The organism is Chryseobacterium sp. CH21 (genome assembly GCF_004119445.1).
Taxonomy (GTDB): Bacteria; Bacteroidota; Bacteroidia; order Flavobacteriales; family Weeksellaceae; genus Chryseobacterium.
On record NZ_QICI01000020.1, the window covers coordinates 1 to 21,263 of the forward strand.

Consider the following 21,263-nt stretch of genomic DNA (forward strand, 5'->3'; position numbering starts at 1 on the left):
AAACGGAATTGAAGTAATGCTCTACATGACAATGATTGCTTCTATGCTGCTCTTGATTTACAAAAAAGTAAACAATTTAGGATATAAAACAGCTAAAAGACGCATCGCTATGGAACTTCGGGATATGATTACCGCAATTTTAATAATATTTGCGGGGGGTGATCCTGCAAAAGTCTTCAAAACTTAAAACATAAAAAATGGTCGGAAATTTCTTCCGACCATGACTAACAAAATAGCCAGTCTTTCTATTATCGTTTAATATAGTTTAAATTATTCTATATTTTTAAGCAATATCCATCCGGTTTTTACTGTAATTTCCTTACTCGCAGGGTCTTCGAAAGTCACCTGATACCAATACGTGGAGGTAGGCAATTTTTTACCCTGGAAATATCCATCCCAATATGGTGTTATCTTCGATGCTTTGAACACTTCTCTTCCGTATCGGTCGAATACTTGCCCACTGAAGTCTTTATAATTAACTACTCCGCTGAAATCAATAATATCATTAACATTATCTCCGTTTGGCGTAATAACGTTTTTCATCACGAATGTAAAGAACTCAAGGAAGCCTACACAACTTGTAAATTTCACTCTTACTCTGATGGCAATAACTTTATTTTTAGGTACATTGTTAAATACATTGGAAGACTGCCATGTAACACCATTATCTACTGAATATTCCAGGATACCGTTACTTGGATTACTTGCAGTAATGATCATTGTTCCTTTATCATTATAATCCACTTTTATCACTTCAGGGATTACCGCTTTAATAACCTGAGTTTTGAATTCTTTAGAACATACTCCATTGCTGATTATTACAGAATATTCTCCCGGAGTTCCAACGGTAATGCTCTGGCTTGTTTCGCCACTACTCCACTGGTAAGTATAATTAGGTCCTGAACCTGCATCTAAGATAATTTTATCTCCCTGGCAAATATGCCCCCCTTTTAAGTTGGAAACAATGGCTGGTACCACTTCAATGGTAATGCGTGCAGGCTGTAAAGATTTACATCCCTGTGCTCCGATAGCGTATACTGTATAGGTAGTGGTTTGGGTAGGGCTTACTGTTCTTATTCCACCTGTAGTGCTTGCATTATCAGACCACTGGTATGTTACTCCACCAGTAGCAGTCAGCAATACAGATTCTCCGGCACAGATTTTTAATCTTGGAGCAGTTACTAAAGCTGTGGGCGTTTCTTCTTTTCTTAATGTTAAGGTTGCTATTTTACTACAAAAAGCACCATTAGAAACCAATACATATAAAATTTGTCCATCAGTTCCGGTATAATTGGTCAGATTGGTAATATAACTGTTATTTTGAGCCTGTGCATCAGCCTGATTGGCATAGAAACGGAATACCGCTCCCTGCGTTGTACTGATTAAAGGTTTTGCTGTTTCTAAATTAAAGGTAGTAACCGTAGGGGTTGTACAAAGTTTAAGCTCAGCATTCTGAACAGTAGGACTTGTTCCGCCGATAATGGTAATGGTTGCTTCACTAGGACATTGATTGCCAGGAACCATTACTTTCACCGTATATACTCCTGGCTGATTAGCAATATAAACAGCATTGGTTGCTCCCGGAATAGCAACTCCATCTTTATACCATTGATAAGTCATACCCGGAATTGCTGCCACCTGAGCCTTCAACTGTTTCGGGGTATTATCACACATGTTGATGCTGCCCGGTAAAACGACTCCTGCTTCGTCTACGATTTTAATTCCAACATCAAAAGATCCTCCTTCTAAGAACACTGCTGAGTCGTGAGAAGAGTCTTTTGCATCTGCCAATACCATTTTAAAATGATAGGTCTGTCCTGGAATTACATCTGCGATTGCAGTTAATGGCGTTGTTCTTCCAAAATAATTAATAACCAGATGCGGATTTGCCAGCGCTCCAAAATAACTTGCATTGATAGGTCCACAGCTGAATCCATTTCCTGCAGGAACAATATTGGTAGCACTTACAGGTCCTGCACTACCTGGCAATACAGCAAGATTAGTATACGTAGGGTCCCCTACTTTCTTCAGCAAAAGTGCAAAAGCATCGGAATATCCTGTACAAGGATAATTGGAAGTATATTCATCTGAAACGAATATGTAATTAAATTTTACCTGATTGGAATTCGGGACGAAATCAAATTCAAGTGCTACAGCATCTGTTAAACTCACCGTAGCTCCGGTTGCTGTTACAAGATCTGCATCACTCCCTGTTCCTGTTGACTGCCCAACCGCTGCTACATAGTTGTTACCTGCTTCTGAAGCATATCCTGTAGTCAGAACGATACCATCAGTAAAGGGGAAGTTTGTGGTTCCTTTATGAAAATACCCCCAGAATCTGTTGCTGTTGCCTACATCATGATTTGGAGATACAGTAACATTGGTAACGTTAGCTGTTGTACAATTGGTACCACCGTTGATCAAAATATTCTTCACCAATTGTTCGGGAGTATAATTTGAGGGGGTATAAGGAGGTACATTGACATCTATAAATGCGCCAGCCCTAAGAGCGGCAGCAGAAGGTTTTATCTTCTCTGATTTTCTGACTGGTCTCGTTTGAGAAAATGCAGAAACAGAAATCAATAAAAAAGAAAAAAGGAAAAAATAGTTTTTTAGTCTATAGATTAACATTTTGTTTTCATTTGTTCAAATGTAGCAAAAATAATTGTACTAAGACACTCTTATCCACCACTATTTTATCATTCAACACCTACATTCACAATGAATTTTTCTTATCATTACATTTTTCATAATTATTTAAACCAGAAATTCATTCATGAAAAAACCAGATCAAAATATTGATCTGGTTTGTATTTTCATCGCCAATGTTTTGGCTATTTATCCTCTTTTTTCAACTGATCAATCTCACCCTGAAGCTGAGATATAATATCTTTTAAGGCTTTAATTTCATTTTTATTAGAGTTTACATTACTTTTCAGTATTACATTTTTGGCTCTTTCGTTGTGATCTTCCTCGTCTTCGTCTTCATTAATTTCTTCAATATCTTCACTGATCTCCTCAATGTCTTCCTGGATATCTTCTATATCTTCATTAATCTCTTCGATATCTTCACTAATTTCTTCAATATCCTCGCTGATTTCTTCTATATCTTCCTGAATATCTTCAATATCTTCCTGAATATCTTCAATTTTTTCGTGGCTTTTATTAACAGACATCTGAATAAAAATAGCCAGATAAATAGCTTCCAGAGAAAGTACCGTCGTCAGAATCAGAAGCATCTTATCAAAATCTACAATATTCAGCATCGGAAGCAAAAACGAAGTAAGAAACAACAGGGTATGCACAATCAGAGACTGAATAGATCCTATCCATGATGTAATACTGTCTGCTATTTTTTCAAGAACTTCTGTTTTTTCGTTATATTTTTTCATCCTTATTTATTTTTACAACAGTTCTTTGGTTACTCCTAATCCAAACAATGCAAAATCATACTTTGCGGGATCTTTTTCATCAAATTTTCTGATGGCAATATCCAGTTCTTCTACTGTTTTCCAATCATTCTGTGTTCTGGAAACCAATCCCAGCTTTCTGGAAATATTTCCGGTATGTACATCCAAAGGAATAGACAGATTTTTCTGATCTATATTCTCCCAGATTCCGAAGTCTACACCCCGTTTATCTTTACGTACCATCCATCTTAAAAACATGATAATCCTTTTCGCAGAAGAGTTTTTATAAGGTGAGCTGATGTGTTTATGACTTCTGTGTTTTTCTGTTTCCAGAAATCCGCTTCTGAAACGTTCTATTGCGTGGAGAAAGTTATTTTCTGTCTTTTTTACTTCAAATAAACTTTCCAGGCTTTCATTTTCTTTATAAATTCTGTTGAACTGTCTGATGAAATAGGAAAAATCCTGCCCGTTGAACGTTCTGTGAATGCTTTTATCCTGAATACTTTCCAGATCTTTTTCGGAATAATTCATCACAAAATCGTAGGGAGAATTTCCCATAATATCCAGCATTTTATCTGCAGAATTAATGATAGACTTTCTGTTCCCCCAGGAGATTGTAGCTGCGAGAAATCCTGCAATCTCAATATCCTGTTTTAAAGAAAAGCGGTGCGGAATCTGTATCGGATCATTTTCAATAAAATCGGGGGCATTGTACTGATCCGCTTTTTCGTTGAGAAAATCTCTCAGTTCTTCAAATTTCAGCATATTCATTCTAAATCTTTACACTTTCCAATGCTTTTGGCAAAAATGTATTGGGGAAAATTTCTCTGGCTTCATCGGTAAACACGGTCAGATCTCCATATCTGTTGGAAAAATGTCCTAAAATCAATTTTTCAACTTGTGCTTTCTGAGCAATAGTTGCCGCTTCCAACGCTGTGGTGTGACCTGTATAATCAGCCATTTCTTTCAGATCATGTAAAAATGTTGATTCATGATAGAGAACCGTCACATTTTTAATAATCGGAATGACGCTTTCAAGATAACGGGTATCACTACAGAATGCATAAGATACTGACGGAGCAGGCTCAAGCGTCAGAATTTCATTTTTAAGCACATAACCATCACTCAGCACAAAGTCTTTCCCTGCTTTGATATTATGATAATCACAGGTTTCAATCTCGCTGTACTTGGCAATTTCTTTCATGTTAAGATGCCTGTCTTTCGGTTTTTCTTTAAAAAGATACCCGTTGCAGTAAATCCTGTGATCCAACGGAATAGTATATACTTCTATCCTGTTGTCCTCATATATTTTTTCAGAATAATCTTTGTCTAGCTCATGATAAACCACCTCAAAACCCCGATGGGTTTCTGTGATCTGAAAAATGGTTTCCAGCATCTTCTTAATCCCTTTGGGACCATAAACATGCAAAGGCATATCTCTTCCTAAAAGACGGAAAGAAGCAATAAGCCCCGGAAGTCCAAAACAATGATCCCCATGAAGATGGGAAATAAAAATATGATTGATTTTTGAAAATCTTGCTTTTGCTTTTCTCAGCTGTACCTGCGTGCCCTCTCCACAATCGATCAGGAAGAGTCTTTCTTCCATTTCCAGCAGCTGTGCTGTGGGTGATGTGTTGATGGTTGGGATAGCAGAATTAAAGCCTAATATTGTTAAATAAGTACTCAAATCAATAATTTATGATAACAAATGTACGACAGAAAATCTAAATGGCTGATTTACCTTTAATATTTAAACCTAATCGATCACTTTTAAAAAATCCATAAATAAGTCTAAGGCTTGTTTACGGTGACTGATTTTATTTTTGTCTGCCGGCTCCATTTCAGCAAAGGTTCTGTCATGCCCTACAGGAACAAAAATAGGATCATATCCGAACCCTTTGAAGCCTTTATTTTCTGTCAATAAATTTCCGTGAACTCTTCCCTCAAAATATTGCGCTCCGTTTTCATCGTAGTAACACAGAACAGTCACAAAATAAGCCTTTCTGTTTTCAATACTCTGCATTTCTTCCAATACCTTTTCGATATTTTTTGCGAAATCATGATCTCCGGCATAACGGGCTGAGAAAATTCCCGGTCTTCCGTCTAAAGATTCTACTACCAAACCGCTGTCATCACCCAAACTTGGAACTCCTGTTTTTCAAAGCAATATTTTGCTTTGATTAAAGCATTGGCATGGAAAGAGTCTCCATCTTCCACAATTTCTTCGTGAATATTATAATCGGTAAGGCTTTTTACAACACAACCACTTCCCAGGATCTGTTGAATTTCTTCTTTTTTATGTTCGTTGTGTGTAGCGACTAATAATTCCATTTCTATATTCATTTTCAATTTTACTTCTTTAGCTTAGGTTAATTACATTTCAGCATAATGTACTTTATACTTTTTCATAAACAGATAGTAGAACAAAGAGAAAAGTACAATTCCCACTGCCAGAACCAGCCATTCTGAAACATGCAGAACTTTTGCAAAACTTTCATCTTTACCATAAAGAACCAATAATGACAGGGTTAAATTGTTAAACGCATGCAATAATATCGGCATCAGTAAAGATTTTGTTTTATGATAAACCAATCCCAGCACACAGCCCAGCATCACTGCACTGATAAACTGCCACGGATTTCCGTGAACGACTCCAAAAATGATGGAAGCGTACAAAATCGCTTTCCATGGTTCTACTCCCTTATTGATCAATCCTTTCTGGATAATTCCTCTGAAAATAATTTCCTCAAAAATAGGAGCCATAATAACGGTCATGATAATCATTACAACAGGATTATCAGTCAACTGACTCATCAATTGAGTAAAATAATCATAAAATTTACCAAAAAAAGGACCTGTTGTAGGAATCTGAGCAGCAATAAATTCAGCAATAAACATCATTCCTGCCATCATGGGAAAGATGAGAAGATAGGTGGAGAAATTAACTGATGATAAATTGAAGCTCAGCTTCTTTTGAGTAGTACGTCTTACAATGAAAAAATCGAAGAAGGCAATAGCTGTAAGGAATCCTACAGCATTTACCACCATAATAAACCAATCTTTAAGCTCAAGATTTTCCTTGAAAACAACTTTCCAAAAAGTGCTGAATAAAGAAACGGCCATTGTTCCCACGAATAATCCAACCACCAAAACAACACCGCCAAACCAAGTAAACGTAAACTTTGGATATTTGCTATTTTCCATCCTTTTTCTGTAAAAGTTTATGAGAAACAAAGATAATTTTTTTGACTGCTACAGGCAACTAAAAAAGGAATTTCTTATTTTCGTTCCTTTATCCATGAACATCACAAAATGAATACAGAATCTCCGTTCCAAAGAATTGAGTCTACAACAAACAGATTTATGACGATTGTTCTAAATGCCCTTTTCTTTGTTATTCTCATTCCTTTCGCTTTGATTTTCGTTTTAGGGCCTGTTTACGGAATTTATAAGAGAGGATTTGAAGCCATGCTCTACCCAGCGCTGATTGGTTGGGGACTTTCATTGCTCATTCTAATTCCTGCCATTCGGTATTATATTTTCAAAAGAAAAAAACTACCCCATACAATTGTGGTTGATGAAAGCGGACTTTTATTTTATAATTCAAGAAATGAAATTGCTGATCAGATCCTCTATACAAATCTCCACTCTTCAAAACAGAGTTTTGATATTTACACAGTCAATCCTGTGGGATCAGGTATTGCTCCTTTATTGGAAGTAACAGTTATATCAGATAAAAAAGACGAGACTGCAAGACGTATTGATATGAATCTTCCTTTAAAAGTGGTAAAAAACAAATCTATTTTGTATGCCCATTTCCTACACGGCATTGTTACTTTCCGTCCTGATTTAAAGATAGACCCTCTGGTTTTTCGCAGCTATTCTATTGATACAGAGACATGGAAAGTGAATAACAAAGGGGTTTCTTTGGGAGGCTGGCTTTTAATGCTGGCAGCTCTTATTATCACGGCAATTATATGTGGACTTGTTTTTTTAGTAACTGAAATCAAGAATTAATATGATTGAAAAATTCCAGACTATAGAATCTAAAATCAATAAACCCATCACCTGGTTTTTAATGGGAATGATGTGGATAGCTGTCATTCTGATTATTGTAGTAATAGGAGTTGTTTTCGATCTTATTTACAATAATTTCAGGCAATATTTGGAACATGATCTCGGTATTTTTTTCACGCTTCTTATTGCCCAGCTCCTTCTTATCTTGTGTTGCATCGCTTTGATAATGGCTTTAACTTACAGAAAAAAACAAAAGATACGAAAAGCGGTTGTGGATGAAAAAGGAGTTACATTCTATAACCATCAGCATGTAATCATGGAAACTATATTATATTACGACCTTAAGCCAGCTCGAAATTCATCCACCGATGTACATGTATACAACACCCAGCCCATAAAATACGGCAAAACGACATTGCAGGTCTATCTGAAAAATAAAACAGGTGAAATTGTACCAACAACTATTGACTTCAATTTTGAATGGATTATCTTAAGTAATCAATATGATCTGTACTGTCAATTTCTAAAAGGTGTTCAACACTTTCGTCCGGATCTGAGAATAAGCCAGCAGGCGATTAATCAGTATAACCTTAGTTCAGAACCACAAAAAACAGAATTTGGGATATTTGAATACGTCATGGCAGCCATTGTTATCCTGATTGCTGCAGGATTGGTGTATGTTTTTATGTTGCTAATAAAAATAATAGTCTGATAAGCTGTATTGAAGAAAAGCCATCTATTGACCGGTTCATAGCCATATTCATCATTCTGAAACTTGAATATCCTTCTATTATTCTGTCTAATTAATATTGTCTTCATTTAAATTTGAAAACCTCGTAAAAAATCACGATTTTTGCAACTTCAAAATACGATATGTCAGACTTAATCAAAGAAATACAAAAAAGAAAGACCTTCGGGATCATTTCCCACCCGGATGCCGGAAAAACAACTCTTACAGAAAAGTTACTTCTTTTCGGGGGTGCTATTCAGGAAGCGGGTGCGGTAAAATCCAACAAAATAAAAAAAGGAGCTACCTCCGACTTTATGGAAATTGAAAGACAGAGAGGGATCTCTGTAGCGACTTCCGTATTGGCTTTTGAATATAGAGACCACAAAATCAACATTCTCGATACTCCCGGTCACAAAGACTTTGCTGAGGATACGTACAGAACATTAACGGCTGTAGACTCCGTAATCGTCGTAATTGACGTTGCAAAAGGGGTTGAGGAACAAACTGAAAAACTGGTACAGGTTTGTAGAATGAGAAACATTCCGATGTTGGTTTTCATCAATAAACTTGACCGTGAAGGTAAAGACGCCTTTGATCTTTTGGATGAAGTAGAACAAAAATTAGGATTAACAGTGTGTCCGCTTTCTTTACCAATTGGTATGGGAAGTGACTTCCAGGGAATTTATAATATCTGGGAAGACAATATTCAGTTATTCTTAGAAGAGAAAAAACAGAAAGTTGGAGATTCTATTAAGTTTGATGACATCAATGATACTTCTATTGATGACGTGATTGGTGAAAAGGCAGCAAAAACGCTAAGAGAGGAACTTGATCTGATTCAATCTGTTTACCCTGAGTTTAATCGTGAAGATTATATGAATGGTGATCTTCAGCCTGTATTCTTCGGATCAGCTTTAAATAACTTTGGAGTGCGTGAATTATTAAATGCTTTCATTGATATTGCTCCAATGCCACAACCCAAAGAAAGTGAGACCCGTCTGGTAAAACCGGAAGAAGAAACTTTCACAGGATTCGTTTTCAAAATCCATGCGAATATGGATCCTAAGCACAGAGACAGACTTGCTTTCGTAAAGATTGTTTCCGGAACATTCAAGAGAAACGAAAACTATTTACTGGTAAGAGAAGGTAAAAAATGAAATTTTCGTCTCCTAACGCGTTCTTTGCAGACAAAAAAGAGGTGGTAGAAGAAAGTTTCCCTGGAGATATTGTTGGTTTACATGATACAGGAAGTTTCAGAATTGGAGATACATTGACTGGTGGGGAAAAACTAAGCTTCAAAGGTATTCCGAGCTTCTCTCCGGAGCATTTCCGTTATATCAATAACAATGATCCATTAAAGGCTAAGCAATTGGCAAAAGGTATTGATCAATTAATGGATGAAGGAGTTGCACAGTTATTTACCCTTGAAATGAATAACAGAAAGATCATTGGAACGGTTGGAGCCCTTCAGTACGAAGTGATTCAATACCGTCTTGAACATGAATATGGTGCAAAATGTACTTATGAACCTCTATCAATGCACAAAGCATGTTGGGTAGAAGCTGATGAAAAGTCTGAAGAATTCAAAGAATTTGCAAGATTAAAACAGAGATTCCTTGCGAGGGACAAATACAATCAATTGGTATTCCTTGCAGACTCTTCTTTCACTATTCATATGACGCAGGAGAAATTCCCGAATGTGAAATTACACTTCATCAGTGAGTTCAGAGAGAACTAGACAATAAAACACAAAATCGCGAAAAAGCGAAGTTGTTTACAGTATAAATCCGCAGAAAAATTTCTGCGGATTTTTTATGTTTAATAATTCTTCATTCTTTAAAAAAGTTCTTTACTATAATTATTTCATTTTTTTATAATAACTTATGTAAAATAATGATTTAAAATCATTTATAAAAAAATAGTGAAATTTTAAATCTCACTTATATTTAAAATACTTGATTGTCTGAATCCGCTAATTTTGCAGATCTAAGTCGAAAACCATATAGAATACAGCATTCTTTATCAGAAGTATCATAAAAAGAGACAATAAGGGTTTTTAAGTGATGTCTTAATCTCTACAAAATATGTCCCCTTATCATCTATTATTATGAAGATTTTTTAAACATTAAATGCCATGAAAGAAAAAATGAAAAATGAAAAAACAAAATTATTATTAAGAGCAGTTATCACTCTTTCCATCATATTTTTCTTTATAGGTGTTGCTGATTTCTTTTTCAGCAGTAAAAAAATACTATTATACCCTACTCTGGCTGTATGGATATTCAACCTTATTTTACTGGTTAATATTAATAAGCCAGCTATAGAAAAACTAAGTTTTGCATGCATGGTAATTGTAATCGTGTACTTTTCTTTTCTGTGTCATTACTTTTCTCTGGATTTATTTTTTGTTCCTGTCTTCTGTTTATTATACTTATATGCTTTCTTTTTATTTAGGGATGTACAAAGGATTATTTTATATTTATTGATCATCATAAGCATTACATTACTGCTGTTCTTTTTCAGGGAAAAAATAATACACTGAGATCTATGGGAGATAGCAGTGTATATATTGGCTACCTGCGCGCTACTTCCGCATTTGCAATAGGCTTGCTTTTTTATTACATCGCAGATTTTTGGTTTAAAAACAAATCTTTGGCAAAAGAATCTACCTATATAGTACAGGAAAAAACGAATTCTACAAAACTGACTGATATTTTCGAGGCCATCAACAGAGGGGATGGATCTTTTATGCCTTTGTTTATGACCACTGATTCTTTTTTCGTGAATAAAATCAGAGAATTATGTCCTAAAATTAATGATACTGAACTGGAAGTTTGTGCTTTAATAAAGCTGGGACTTACAACAAAGGAAATCGCCATAGCAACAAATTCTACTTATAAGGCGATTGAATCCATCAAATACAGGGTGAGAAAAAAGCTGAATCTGGATTCAGGCATCAATCTAATGTTATTCTTTAATGAAATATAATTCCCAAAATAAACCACTAAAAATCAAAGCATCACCAATTTGAGTGATCTTAAGGGGACACATAAGTGTTTTAGCGTGAGTACTTTATACTTCTGTTCATTCTCATTAATATAATTTTACCAGAAGAAAAAACAAACACAATAAAAACATTTTAAAGAATGAAAAAATTATTATCAGCAGTTGTAATGCTTACAGTGTCATCATTTACATTCGCACAGGTGGGTATAAACACATCTTCGCCTGAATCCACTTTAGATATCCGAGCTAAAAATCATTTAGGTACTGTGAGCTCCACAGACGGAGTACTTGTACCAAGAGTAAATGATTTAACTGTAAATGGCTCAGTAAATGGGCAATTGGTGTATTTAGTTAGCAATACAGGTTCTTTTACACAAGGGTTTTATTATTGGAATGGTACAGCATGGACTGGTTTCGGAGGTGCTTCCGGAGATAATACCAATGATGCGTGGATAAATGACACATCAAATGTCATGGTAAAATTAGGAACCCAGTCTGACGGAGCCACAGCCAGAAATGCAGGAACAGATTTTGTAGCCAAAGATAACGGAGCGGTCGGTATAGGAACCAATCTGCCGGATGCATCTGCTATTTTGGATATTACATCAACCAACAGAGGGGTAATATTACCAAGGGTAGCTTTGAAAAGTATTACTGATCAAAGTACAATCAATACTCCTGCTACTGGTATTTTGGTATATAATACGGGAGCAGATAGCCTTAAGTATGTAGGATATGTATTTTGGAATGGGAGTGAGTGGAGAAGTTTAGAAAACTCCACTCTAGTGAATCCTTCCATTACTTCGTTACAATGTAATGCAGCTACACTGTCTCCGACCCAATTAATAGCTAATGTACCTTATTCAGGTTATATGTATGTCCCGTATACCGGTGGAAATGGAGCAAGCTATGGAAGCGGAACTCCAATCCCATCTACAGGGAACACAGGATTAACGGCAACATTACAGCCAGGAAAATTAAATCTGGGAGATGGAAGCCTTACTTATCTGGTAACCGGGACTCCATCACAAAGCAGTCCTAACCTCGCATCATTTGCATTAGGAAGCACTTTTGGGACACCTGGGTGTACAGCTAATGTAGGAACATTTGCAGCATCTGGAAATTCAGTAAAAAAGCTACTTTATTCCGGTACAACAAGTGATGCCAATCAGGTGATTATAGTTGGAGATATGATGTTTAGGTTTGATAGTGGAGTACCTTGCACCAGCTGTGGAAAAGGACCACAAATAAGATTGGTTTCAGATCCTGGCAGCTCTAGAGTTATTTATGTTGGTGGTCAAACAAATTTTGCCACTAATGGTTATGAGTACATTAATAATCCTTTGACTTTTACTTCTGCTAACTATACTACCTATCAAAATCTCTATTCAGGTTCTGCAAACTCTATTGCTGTAGGGGAACTCAATGTATTAAATATTGTAGATTATGCTAAGAATATTTATTACAGAGTTACTTTTTATATTAATGGACCTAACCCTTATACATTCCTTATTATCGCTGAGCAATTTTAAACTAAGAGCTTTTAAAAAAGATTTTACACACATATGAATTTTCTTTAGGTACATTCAAAATTAAAAAATATATCAAAGCCACACTCAATGGAGTGTGGCTTTGATATCATTTAAATGATTTTCAAGCATTATTTAAATCAAATGAAGATTCAGTGATGCATTGACATGATTGTATTTAAAACCAAAAACGTTTTGTAAATCTTTTGTAAAACAAACACAAAACACTGGAAATATAACAGTTATCATTTTACCAGCACAATACATTTCATTTACAATCTTTACAAGAACTTCCCTTCTAATTTTACTTCATCAAAAAAATTAATGTTATGAAAAAGTTCATATTACTCGCTGCTGTATCCAGCACTTTCATTATGTGTAAAAAAGGAGAAGCTGCACAAGATAAGCTTCACGAAGTAATTCATACCGCTGACAGCGCTGCAGCTGTTGCTACAGAAACCATTGACAATGCCAATAAAACAGCAGATAAAGTTCTGGATTCTGCCAGTATTAAAATAAAAGATTTTGAAAACACTAAAAATGACATTCAGCAAAAAATAGAGAACACTTCCAAAATGGTAGATTCTTTATCTGATAAAATTGCCAATACAAAACTGGAATCCAAGATAGAGAAAAAGGACTCTGTTGAGAAGAAACCTGAAAAGGTTGCTGTAAAAGCTCCGGCTCCAAAAGTTATTAAAGAAACCAAGATTATTTATAAAGACAAACCTAAAAATGACAGTTATGAACTGAATATGCCTAAAGATAAAATGGTAAAATCAGGATATCTTGTCATAAGAGCAGAGAACGCTGAAACAGTGAAGGAAATCATCAGAGAAGAAGCTAACAGAAATAATGGCTACATCAAAAGTGAAAATCTTTCTTATGTAGAATCTGCCCGCCCTCATGGAGATGATCAAAAAGTATACAATCTTGATATTAAAGTTCCTATCCAGCATTTTGATGGTTTAATGGATGCAATCAATGATAATGTAGGAGATATTGATACAAAAGATATTCAGGTTTCAGGAAGAAATTACGTAGATAATACTATTTGTATGATCAATATCAACATCACTGATCAAGCTAAAACAGAAACAGAGCCTAAAACTTTCGGTGGAAAATCTTTGGCGGCTATTGAATCAGGCTGGGATGTGATCACTTCTATTTTCTTGTTTATCCTTCCTTTATGGCCATTATTCCTGATTGCAGGTATTGGATACTATTTTTATAAAAAGAAGAATAAAAATATTCCTAATAATGATTCTCACTAAATTCAAATCCATCCTCAGGGGTGGATTTTTAATATTTTTTTAATGAGGTTTGGACTTGAACTTCAATTCTTATATTTAATTTTATCCAAGATTAAAAAAAGGACTTGCTTATTAGGAAAATTCCTCTTAACTTTAAGTATAAGCAAAATGTAAGGAATCTTCGTTGTAAGACAAGGTTCAAAATAAGTTTGGAAATTTTTATTTCATATATTAATATTTTGTGATTTGGTGTAAAATAAGGCCCTCATATTGAGAGCCTTATTTGTTTTATTTCATATTCACTACTTTATCTACGACAAACTTTGTATTTCCTCTCCACGGAAGAGCACCATTGTATTCTTTGTAATGCAGGTCAAAGGTTTTTCCGCTGTTGGTTTCCAGTTGTTTGAAAACTTCAGGGTCATCTACAGAAAACTCAAACTCATAACTTGTAATAGTTCCTGTTTTTCCGCTTCCGAATCCTTCCTGAATCAGCTTACCTTCATAGGTTTTGAAGACATAGCCTTTTTTCATTGCATAGTTCAGGTATCCGGATTTTACGCCTTCTCCAAAAACGAAATAATACTTGTACCAGACAAAAACGCCCAGTAACAACAGTACAACACCGAGGATGATCCACAAAGATTTTTTCATAGGGAGTGTGTTTTATAAAATGTTATTTTGCGATACTTCTTGAGATCACGATTTTCTGAATTTCAGAAGTTCCTTCGTAGATCTGAGTGATTTTTGCATCTCTCATTAATCTTTCTACGTGGTATTCTTTTACATAGCCGTATCCACCGTGAATCTGTACTGCTTCAATAGTAGTATCCATTGCTACCTGAGAAGAGTATAATTTTGCCATAGCTCCGCTTTCAGAGATATCTTTTCCTGCATCTTTTTCACATGCTGCTTTGAAGCAAAGCATTCTTGCTGCAGTAATCTGAGTAGCCATATCAGCCAATTTGAATGCGATAGCCTGATGGTTGATGATTTCAGTTTTGAAAGCTTTTCTTGTTTTAGCATATTTCAATGCCAGTTCGTAAGCCCCTGAAGCAATACCTAAAGCCTGAGAAGCAATACCAATTCTTCCTCCATTCAATACAGCCATTGCAAAGTTGAATCCGAATCCGTCAGCACCAATTCTGTTTTCTTTTGGAACTTTTACATTATTAAAGATCAAAGAATGAGTATCACTTCCTCTGATTCCTAATTTGTCTTCTTTCAGTCCGATTTCAAAACCTTCCCATCCTCTTTCTACGATGAAAGCATTGATTCCTTTGTGCTTTTTCTCAGGATCCGTTTGTGCAATTACGATATAATAAGTAGCTGTACCACCATTGGTGATCCAGTTTTTGATTCCATTTAAAAGGTAATAATCCCCTTTGTCTTCAGCAGTTGTTTTCTGAGAAGTAGCATCAGAACCAGCTTCAGGTTCAGATAATGCAAATGCTCCGATTACCTGTCCGCTTGCCAGTGGAGTAAGATATTTTACTTTTTGCTCTTCAGAAGCAAATTTTTCAAGACCGGCACAAACCAATGAGTTGTTTACAGACATTACAACAGCTGCAGAAGCATCTATTTTTGCAATCTCCTCCATCGCCAGCACGTAAGAAACGCTGTCCATACCTGCACCGCCGTATTTTGGATCTACCATCATTCCTAAAAGTCCCATTTCTCCCATTTTCTTCACCTGTTCTGCAGGGAATTTCTGGTCACGGTCTCTTTCAATCACTCCTGGTAATAATTCGTTTTGTGCAAAATCTCTTGCTGCCTGCTGAATCATCAGCTGTTCTTCCGATAAATTAAAGTCCATAAAAAAAATAATTAGATAGCCGTAAATTTACACTTTTTAAGCAAATCTGAAAAAATTAAATTGAAAGCCGGAAAAACGAACAAGAAAAGGACATTTTGGGAAGTTTAACGATCCTGGATGCCTGTTTTGGGATTGGGAGTGATGAGATCTAAAAACAAGATGAGATTCTTCAGAAAAAATAAAAATTCCCAAAAGATCAATTTAAAATATAAAATCCCATTTTCAGGGCTTCCGGCCTCTTTTTTGATTCTATATATTATGGTTAGCATTTAACTTATTTCTAATTATTGCATGCAGATGTTTTCAATTAAAAAAAATGCTTATATTTAAGTTTCTTTATAAATTACGTAAAAAATCATGACGATCAAGAGATTATTCGATATACCGCACTATGCTTTAGAAAAATATCCTAAAACGGATATGTTTGTTACCAAGTATCAGGGTGAGTGGAAAAAAACTTCTACCCAGGAGTTTATTAATGAGGGAAATAAGATATCCAGAGGATTGCTGAAGCTAGGTATAAAACCTGGTGACAAAATCGCTTTGATTACCACTAATTCCCGTACTGAATGGGCTATTATGGATTTCGGACTTTCTCAAATCGGAGTTGTTTCCGTACCGGTTTATCCTAGTATTTCTCCTGAAGATTATGAATTCATCTTCAATAATGCTGAAATTCAGTACTGTTTTGTTTCTGATAAAGAACTTTTGAATAAAGTAATGAAAGTAAAACATAATATTCCAAGCTTACAGGGTATTTTTACTTTTGATAATATCAGCGGCGCTGCCAACTGGAGAGAAATCCTGGACCTGGGTAAAGATGAATCTACACAAATTGAAGTGGATGATCTTTCCAATGCGATCAATACGGAAGATCTTGCTACTATTATCTATACTTCCGGAACTACCGGAAGACCTAAAGGGGTAATGCTTACGCATAATAATATAGTATCTAACATATTAGGAGCTATTCCAAGGATTCCCAAAAAGAGAGGTTTCGATTATAAAGATGCAAGAGCCTTAAGCTTCCTTCCTATCTGCCATATCTTCGAAAGAATGCTGTTTTATCTTTATCAATACAACGGTTTTTCTCTTTATTTCGCTGAAAGCATTGAGAAAATGGGTGAAAACGTAAAAGAAGTGAAGCCGCATTACATGACTGTTGTACCTAGATTGGTAGAAAAAGTATATGATAAAATCTACAATACAGGGTCTTCAGCCGGAGGATTAAAATCAAAAATCTTCTTCTGGGCTTTGAACTTAATCAGTAAAAAGAAAGTAATCTCCAAGCCATCCGGACTTCAGGAAATGATTGCTGATAAATTGGTGTTTTCTAAATGGAGAGAAGGTTTAGGTGGTGAAATCGTAACGTTGGTTTCAGGATCTGCAGCATTGTCTACAAGGCTTAACCTGATGTTCCAAAATGCTGGTATTCCTATTTTGGAAGGCTATGGTTTAACAGAAACATCCCCTGTAATTTCTGTAAACAGCTTTGATAAAATGAAAGTGGGAACCGTAGGTATTCCATTGGATAATTTAAAGGTTAAAATTCAGGAAGACGGTGAAATTACGGTAAAAGGCCCGTCCGTATTCAAAGGGTATTTCCAGAATGAAGAAATGACGAAAGAAGCCTTTACAGAGGACGGATTCTTCAAAACAGGAGATATTGGCCATATCGACAGCGATGGATTTTTACAGATTACTGACCGTAAGAAAGAAATGTTCAAGACATCCGGTGGAAAATATATTGCTCCTCAGACCATTGAAAATTTAGCGAAAGCTTCCAAATTCATTGAGCAGGTGATGGTGGTAGGTGATGGTGAAAAAATGCCATGTGCTATGGTACAGCCAGATTTTGAATTTGCTAAAAACTGGGCTTTAAGAAACAATCTGAATATTGGTTCTACACCGGAAGAGATTGCAAAAAGTTCTGAACTGAAGCAAAGAATTGAAAAAGAGATAGAAGGCATCAACGAACATCTTGGAAACTGGGAGAAAATCAAAAAAATTGAGCTTACTCCTGAAGTTTGGAGCATTGAAAGCGGATTGCTTACTCCAACCTTAAAACTGAAAAGAAAAGCGGTAAAAGAGAAGTTTATTGCTTTGTACAATAAGATGTATGATCATCAGGATTAAAAAAATAATATCAACCGCTTCATTTTGAAGCGGTTTTTTATAGATTTTGGCTAAAGTCATAGGAATATTTATTTTGATAAACGAACGGGCTAAAGCCCCTTCCTATTGATGACTTCTATTGGTTCTCCCAATCGTAATAATTAACTCCAACCTTGTCATTCCGTAGGAATCTTTACGTATTCTTTTAATAAGGCATAGATTCCTACGTAATGACAAGGACACCGTAAAAAATGACATTATGCTAAAAGATCAAACGGGCTTTAGCCCGTTTCTATTGAGTATTCCCCCATGGCTATTTCAACCGTTATGATTAACGCCACCTATGTCATTCCGTAGGAATCCATACCTTATTAAAAGCATGTGTAGAGATTCCTGCGGAATGACAAGTACACCGTAAAATGACATCATGCTAGAAGATTAAACATATTTTATTGCTTATACAAAAAAAGCTGTCTCATTTCTGAAACAGCTTTTGTATATTGTAAAACCAGTAATTAGAATTTAATTACAGATTTCATCCTTTCGTTTTCTTCCATTACCAACTCGTCATCTACAAGAATTTTTCCCGAGTGTTCATCAATAATGATTTTCTTTCTCTGAGCAATTTCCATTTGCTTTTGAGGAGGAATAGTAAAGAAAGATCCTTTTGGAGCTCCTCTTTCTAATCCTACTACTGCAAGACCGTTGATAGAGTTTGTTCTGATTCTGTTATAAGAAGCCAGCAATCTCTCGTCAATTTTACCTGCATATTCTTTAGATTGTTCGATCAGGTATTCTTCCTCTTTCTGAGTTTCAGAGATCAAACCGTCCAATTCTTCTTTCTTGAATTTAAGGTGGTTTTTCAAATCGTCGATCTTTGAAGTAAGTTCACCTAAAGTTTCGTTTTTGTGAGCAATTTTAGCTCCGAATTCTTTAATTCTTTTTTCAGCAAGCTGAATTTCCAGATCCTGGAATTCCATTTCTTTTCCTAATGCTTCAAACTCTTTGTTGTTTCTTACATTATCCTGCTGAGATTTGTATTTCTCAATTAAAGTTTTAGCATGGTTAATAACTTCATGCTTCGTTTTAATCTGATCGTCCTGATCTTTGATATCAGCATGAAATTTTTCAGCTCTTTTTTCAAGTCCTTCAATCTCAATTTCAAGATCTTCAACTTCAATTGGCAATTCTCCTCTAGTATTTCGGATTTCATCCAATCTTGAATCAATGATCTGTAAATCGTATAAAGCTCTTAATTTTTCTTCAACTGAAATATCGTTGGTTTTTGCCATATTTAAATGAAATAATTTACTGGGTTTGTTTTTTCAATAGATTTTGAAATTGCAAATGTACTAAATTTTTGTGACAAAATTTCAAATAATTGTTGGGCAACAAATTGTTCAGACTCATAGTGTCCTATATCACAGATCAGCATTTTAGACTCTGCTAAAAAATAGTCATGATATTTAAGGTCTCCGGTAAGATAAGCATCACACTTCTTAGCTGCTGCAGATCGTATACCACTGGCTCCGGAACCTCCAAGCACCCCTACTCTTTTGATTTTTTTATTGTTGAAAGACGAATGTTTTATCACTTCCAAATTAAATTTTTCTTTTACAAACCCAAGGAAATCCTTTTCATCCATTTCCTCTTCCAGATCTCCATACATTCCCAACCCTACATGATGGTTTTTATTATCCAGACTATAAATCTGATGAGCCACTTCTTCATAAGGGTGTGCAGCTTTCATAGCGCCTACAATCTGCCCTTGTTTAAAGCCTTCAAAAATTACAGAAATCATGTCTTCATCTGCATTTTCACGGGTTCCCTGCTGACCTGAGAAAGGATTTGAGCCTTCTACCGGTCGGAATGTTCCATTTCCGTTCACTGTAAAGCTGCATTCGTCATAAAATCCTATACTTCCGGCTCCGGCTGAGAACATGGCTTCTTTTACTTTTTCTGAGTATTCTTTCGGAACAAAAACTGTAAGTTGTTTTAGATTATTTTCTTTCGGCTGAAGAATTTTCATATTCTTTAATCCCAGTTGGCTGCAAATCCCATGATTCACTCCAAAGAAGTCATTATCAAATGCGGTATGAATGGCATAAATGGCAACTTTATTTTCAATAGCCTTTAAAACCGCTCTTTCTACATAGTTTTTTCCTGTTAAAGATTTTAGCCCGGAAAATATAATGGGATGAAAGCATACAATCAGATTACAGTTTCTCTCAACAGCCTCATCTACTACATTCTCCAAAGCATCATGGCAGACCAGAATACCGGATACATCACGGTCATAAACGCCACACAACAATCCTACATTATCAAAATCTTCAGCTTGTCTGATACTGATTTCTTCTTCAATCTTTGCTATTACAGTTTTTAGCTTCATTAATATATATTTTACCGTTACAGCGAAGATATTAATTTTACTAAAATTCTAAAGAATATTTTAATAGTTGTACAATTCTTTTAACAGTCATATATTTACCTTATACTTTAAAAAACCGCTAACTTCAGCTTAAAACAATCCTCTACAAATGGAAAGAGAACACAATCTTATTCCTGAAGACTCCCTTTGGAAAAGATTCCTTTACCGAATAATTTACCGTTCCGATACAAGACTCGGAAAACTTTTCGATATTATCTTATTATCGTTAATTCTCGCAAGTACTGCTATCATCATGATGGAAAGCGTACCTCAGCTTGATAAAAGGTTTCATTATACCTTCCTGATTCTTGAATGGGTAATTTCTATTTTCTTTACGGCGGAGTATTCTATGCGGATCGCAGTGGTAAAAAACAAAAGAAACTATATTTTCAGCTTTTTCGGGGTTATAGACTTTCTTGCTTTGGTTCCTTTCTTCCTCAGCTTTTTCTTCCCTATCACTAAGTATTTCCTGATTTTCAGAATGCTGAGAATGTTGAGAATCTTCAGAATTTTCAATTTGCTGGATTTTATGAACGATGGTTATCTTATTGTAAGGGCTTTGAAAAACAGTTCAAGAAAAATTTATATTTTCCTTCTGTTCCTGATTATTTTCTCGGTTATTGTAGGGTCACTGATGTTTATGGTGGAAGGCGGGAGACCTGGTTTTGAGACAATACCTCAATCTATCTATTGGGCGGTAGTTACTGTAACCACCGTAGGATATGGTGATGTATCCCCCATTACGCCTTTAGGAAAATTTTTTGCTGTTGTTTTGATGCTTGCCGGTTACTCCATTATTGCGGTTCCTACAGGTATTGTAACTGCAGAAATGAGAAATAAGAGACAAAACATGGAATTAGTATGTGAACGCTGTGGGAATGATGATATTGATGACGATGCAAGGTACTGCAAGAAATGTGGCAAGAAATTAGCTTAATATTGGGTATAAATAAAAT

General features: G+C 35.5%; 16 protein-coding genes and 3 pseudogenes. 9 read left to right on the forward strand and 10 right to left on the reverse strand.

Annotation, left to right across the window (positions count from 1 at the left end):
* Nucleotides 1–187 (forward strand): annotated as a pseudogene (locus tag BOQ62_RS22335) (IS4/IS5 family transposase); the annotation flags it as partial.
* A gap of 83 nt (nucleotides 188–270) precedes the next feature.
* On the opposite strand, the gene BOQ62_RS03315 reads toward BOQ62_RS22335, so the two are convergent.
* The 6 genes and pseudogenes from BOQ62_RS03315 to BOQ62_RS03340 all read right to left on the reverse strand — a co-directional run bounded on the left by BOQ62_RS03315 (nucleotide 271) and on the right by BOQ62_RS03340 (nucleotide 6,614).
* A complete protein-coding gene (locus BOQ62_RS03315) occupies nucleotides 271–2,631 on the reverse strand; it encodes a choice-of-anchor L domain-containing protein (protein WP_129037094.1) in 2,361 nt (786 codons plus the stop codon).
* Between the two features lie 203 nt (nucleotides 2,632–2,834).
* The gene (locus BOQ62_RS03320) at nucleotides 2,835–3,392 is read right to left on the reverse strand and encodes a DUF1003 domain-containing protein (RefSeq protein WP_129037096.1); all 558 of its coding nucleotides are present in this window, start codon (nucleotides 3,390–3,392) and stop codon (nucleotides 2,835–2,837) included.
* A gap of 12 nt (nucleotides 3,393–3,404) precedes the next feature.
* Entirely contained in the window at nucleotides 3,405–4,175 is a 771-nt protein-coding gene (locus BOQ62_RS03325; RefSeq protein ID WP_410494173.1) for a TIGR02757 family protein, read from the reverse strand.
* A 7-nt stretch (nucleotides 4,176–4,182) separates the two neighbouring features.
* The gene (locus BOQ62_RS03330; RefSeq protein WP_105702533.1) at nucleotides 4,183–5,097 is read right to left on the reverse strand and encodes a ribonuclease Z; all 915 of its coding nucleotides are present in this window, start codon (nucleotides 5,095–5,097) and stop codon (nucleotides 4,183–4,185) included.
* A 69-nt stretch (nucleotides 5,098–5,166) separates the two neighbouring features.
* Nucleotides 5,167–5,753, reverse strand: a pseudogene (gene rdgB, locus BOQ62_RS03335) (RdgB/HAM1 family non-canonical purine NTP pyrophosphatase).
* A gap of 30 nt (nucleotides 5,754–5,783) precedes the next feature.
* Nucleotides 5,784–6,614: a CPBP family intramembrane glutamic endopeptidase gene (locus BOQ62_RS03340; protein ID WP_129037098.1), complete on the reverse strand. Its 831-nt coding sequence runs from the start codon at nucleotides 6,612–6,614 to the stop codon at nucleotides 5,784–5,786.
* Between the two features lie 108 nt (nucleotides 6,615–6,722).
* Between BOQ62_RS03340 and BOQ62_RS03345 the strand changes: the two genes are divergently transcribed.
* The 6 genes and pseudogenes from BOQ62_RS03345 to BOQ62_RS03370 all read left to right on the forward strand — a co-directional run bounded on the left by BOQ62_RS03345 (nucleotide 6,723) and on the right by BOQ62_RS03370 (nucleotide 13,966).
* Nucleotides 6,723–7,427, forward strand: a complete 705-nt coding sequence (locus BOQ62_RS03345; protein WP_129037100.1) for a hypothetical protein — start codon at nucleotides 6,723–6,725, stop codon at nucleotides 7,425–7,427.
* 1 nt (nucleotide 7,428) lies between these two features.
* Complete coding sequence (locus BOQ62_RS03350) at nucleotides 7,429–8,139, forward strand: hypothetical protein (protein WP_129037102.1); 711 nt, start codon at nucleotides 7,429–7,431, stop codon at nucleotides 8,137–8,139.
* 161 nt (nucleotides 8,140–8,300) lie between these two features.
* Nucleotides 8,301–9,895 (forward strand): annotated as a pseudogene (locus BOQ62_RS03355) (peptide chain release factor 3).
* Between the two features lie 809 nt (nucleotides 9,896–10,704).
* Nucleotides 10,705–11,145, forward strand: a complete 441-nt coding sequence (locus BOQ62_RS03360) for a helix-turn-helix transcriptional regulator (protein ID WP_129037104.1) — start codon at nucleotides 10,705–10,707, stop codon at nucleotides 11,143–11,145.
* Nucleotides 11,146–11,303: 158 nt separating this feature from the next.
* Nucleotides 11,304–12,695, forward strand: a complete 1,392-nt coding sequence (locus tag BOQ62_RS03365; protein WP_129037106.1) for a hypothetical protein — start codon at nucleotides 11,304–11,306, stop codon at nucleotides 12,693–12,695.
* A gap of 326 nt (nucleotides 12,696–13,021) precedes the next feature.
* The gene (locus tag BOQ62_RS03370; RefSeq protein ID WP_129037108.1) at nucleotides 13,022–13,966 is read left to right on the forward strand and encodes a DUF4349 domain-containing protein; all 945 of its coding nucleotides are present in this window, start codon (nucleotides 13,022–13,024) and stop codon (nucleotides 13,964–13,966) included.
* A 267-nt stretch (nucleotides 13,967–14,233) separates the two neighbouring features.
* Here BOQ62_RS03370 and BOQ62_RS03375 read toward each other — a convergent pair whose 3' ends face one another.
* Both BOQ62_RS03375 and BOQ62_RS03380 read right to left on the reverse strand, forming a co-directional pair.
* Nucleotides 14,234–14,599, reverse strand: coding sequence for a hypothetical protein (locus tag BOQ62_RS03375; protein WP_129037110.1), 366 nt, complete (start codon nucleotides 14,597–14,599; stop codon nucleotides 14,234–14,236).
* Nucleotides 14,600–14,621: 22 nt separating this feature from the next.
* Nucleotides 14,622–15,761, reverse strand: a complete 1,140-nt coding sequence (locus BOQ62_RS03380; RefSeq protein WP_129037111.1) for an acyl-CoA dehydrogenase family protein — start codon at nucleotides 15,759–15,761, stop codon at nucleotides 14,622–14,624.
* A gap of 357 nt (nucleotides 15,762–16,118) precedes the next feature.
* Between BOQ62_RS03380 and BOQ62_RS03385 the strand changes: the two genes are divergently transcribed.
* Nucleotides 16,119–17,897, forward strand: coding sequence for an AMP-dependent synthetase/ligase (locus BOQ62_RS03385; RefSeq protein ID WP_129037113.1), 1,779 nt, complete (start codon nucleotides 16,119–16,121; stop codon nucleotides 17,895–17,897).
* Nucleotides 17,898–18,391: 494 nt separating this feature from the next.
* On the opposite strand, the gene BOQ62_RS03390 is transcribed toward BOQ62_RS03385, so the two are convergent.
* Both BOQ62_RS03390 and BOQ62_RS03395 read right to left on the reverse strand, forming a co-directional pair.
* On the reverse strand, nucleotides 18,392–19,168 hold the full coding sequence (locus BOQ62_RS03390; RefSeq protein ID WP_129037115.1) for a zinc ribbon domain-containing protein: 777 nt from the start codon (nucleotides 19,166–19,168) through the stop codon (nucleotides 18,392–18,394).
* A gap of 2 nt (nucleotides 19,169–19,170) precedes the next feature.
* A complete protein-coding gene (locus tag BOQ62_RS03395) occupies nucleotides 19,171–20,268 on the reverse strand; it encodes a Nif3-like dinuclear metal center hexameric protein (RefSeq protein ID WP_129037117.1) in 1,098 nt (365 codons plus the stop codon).
* A gap of 148 nt (nucleotides 20,269–20,416) precedes the next feature.
* Between BOQ62_RS03395 and BOQ62_RS03400 the strand changes: the two genes are divergently transcribed.
* Nucleotides 20,417–21,244 (forward strand): ion transporter, encoded by an 828-nt coding sequence (locus tag BOQ62_RS03400; RefSeq protein WP_129037119.1) that lies wholly within the window; start codon nucleotides 20,417–20,419, stop codon nucleotides 21,242–21,244.
* The last annotated feature ends 19 nt before the right edge of the window (nucleotides 21,245–21,263 follow it).

Coding starts and splice junctions, on each gene's coding strand:
- BOQ62_RS03315 (WP_129037094.1), bottom strand. CDS start 2,631: ATGTTAATCTATAGACTAAAAAACTATTTTTTCCTTTTTTCTTTTTTA.
- BOQ62_RS03320 (WP_129037096.1), bottom strand. CDS start 3,392: ATGAAAAAATATAACGAAAAAACAGAAGTTCTTGAAAAAATAGCAGAC.
- BOQ62_RS03325 (WP_410494173.1), bottom strand. CDS start 4,175: ATGCTGAAATTTGAAGAACTGAGAGATTTTCTCAACGAAAAAGCGGAT.
- BOQ62_RS03340 (WP_129037098.1), bottom strand. CDS start 6,614: ATGGAAAATAGCAAATATCCAAAGTTTACGTTTACTTGGTTTGGCGGT.
- BOQ62_RS03345 (WP_129037100.1), top strand. CDS start 6,723: ATGAATACAGAATCTCCGTTCCAAAGAATTGAGTCTACAACAAACAGA.
- BOQ62_RS03350 (WP_129037102.1), top strand. CDS start 7,429: ATGATTGAAAAATTCCAGACTATAGAATCTAAAATCAATAAACCCATC.
- BOQ62_RS03360 (WP_129037104.1), top strand. CDS start 10,705: ATGGGAGATAGCAGTGTATATATTGGCTACCTGCGCGCTACTTCCGCA.
- BOQ62_RS03365 (WP_129037106.1), top strand. CDS start 11,304: ATGAAAAAATTATTATCAGCAGTTGTAATGCTTACAGTGTCATCATTT.
- BOQ62_RS03370 (WP_129037108.1), top strand. CDS start 13,022: ATGAAAAAGTTCATATTACTCGCTGCTGTATCCAGCACTTTCATTATG.
- BOQ62_RS03375 (WP_129037110.1), bottom strand. CDS start 14,599: ATGAAAAAATCTTTGTGGATCATCCTCGGTGTTGTACTGTTGTTACTG.
- BOQ62_RS03380 (WP_129037111.1), bottom strand. CDS start 15,761: ATGGACTTTAATTTATCGGAAGAACAGCTGATGATTCAGCAGGCAGCA.
- BOQ62_RS03385 (WP_129037113.1), top strand. CDS start 16,119: ATGACGATCAAGAGATTATTCGATATACCGCACTATGCTTTAGAAAAA.
- BOQ62_RS03390 (WP_129037115.1), bottom strand. CDS start 19,168: ATGGCAAAAACCAACGATATTTCAGTTGAAGAAAAATTAAGAGCTTTA.
- BOQ62_RS03395 (WP_129037117.1), bottom strand. CDS start 20,268: ATGAAGCTAAAAACTGTAATAGCAAAGATTGAAGAAGAAATCAGTATC.
- BOQ62_RS03400 (WP_129037119.1), top strand. CDS start 20,417: ATGGAAAGAGAACACAATCTTATTCCTGAAGACTCCCTTTGGAAAAGA.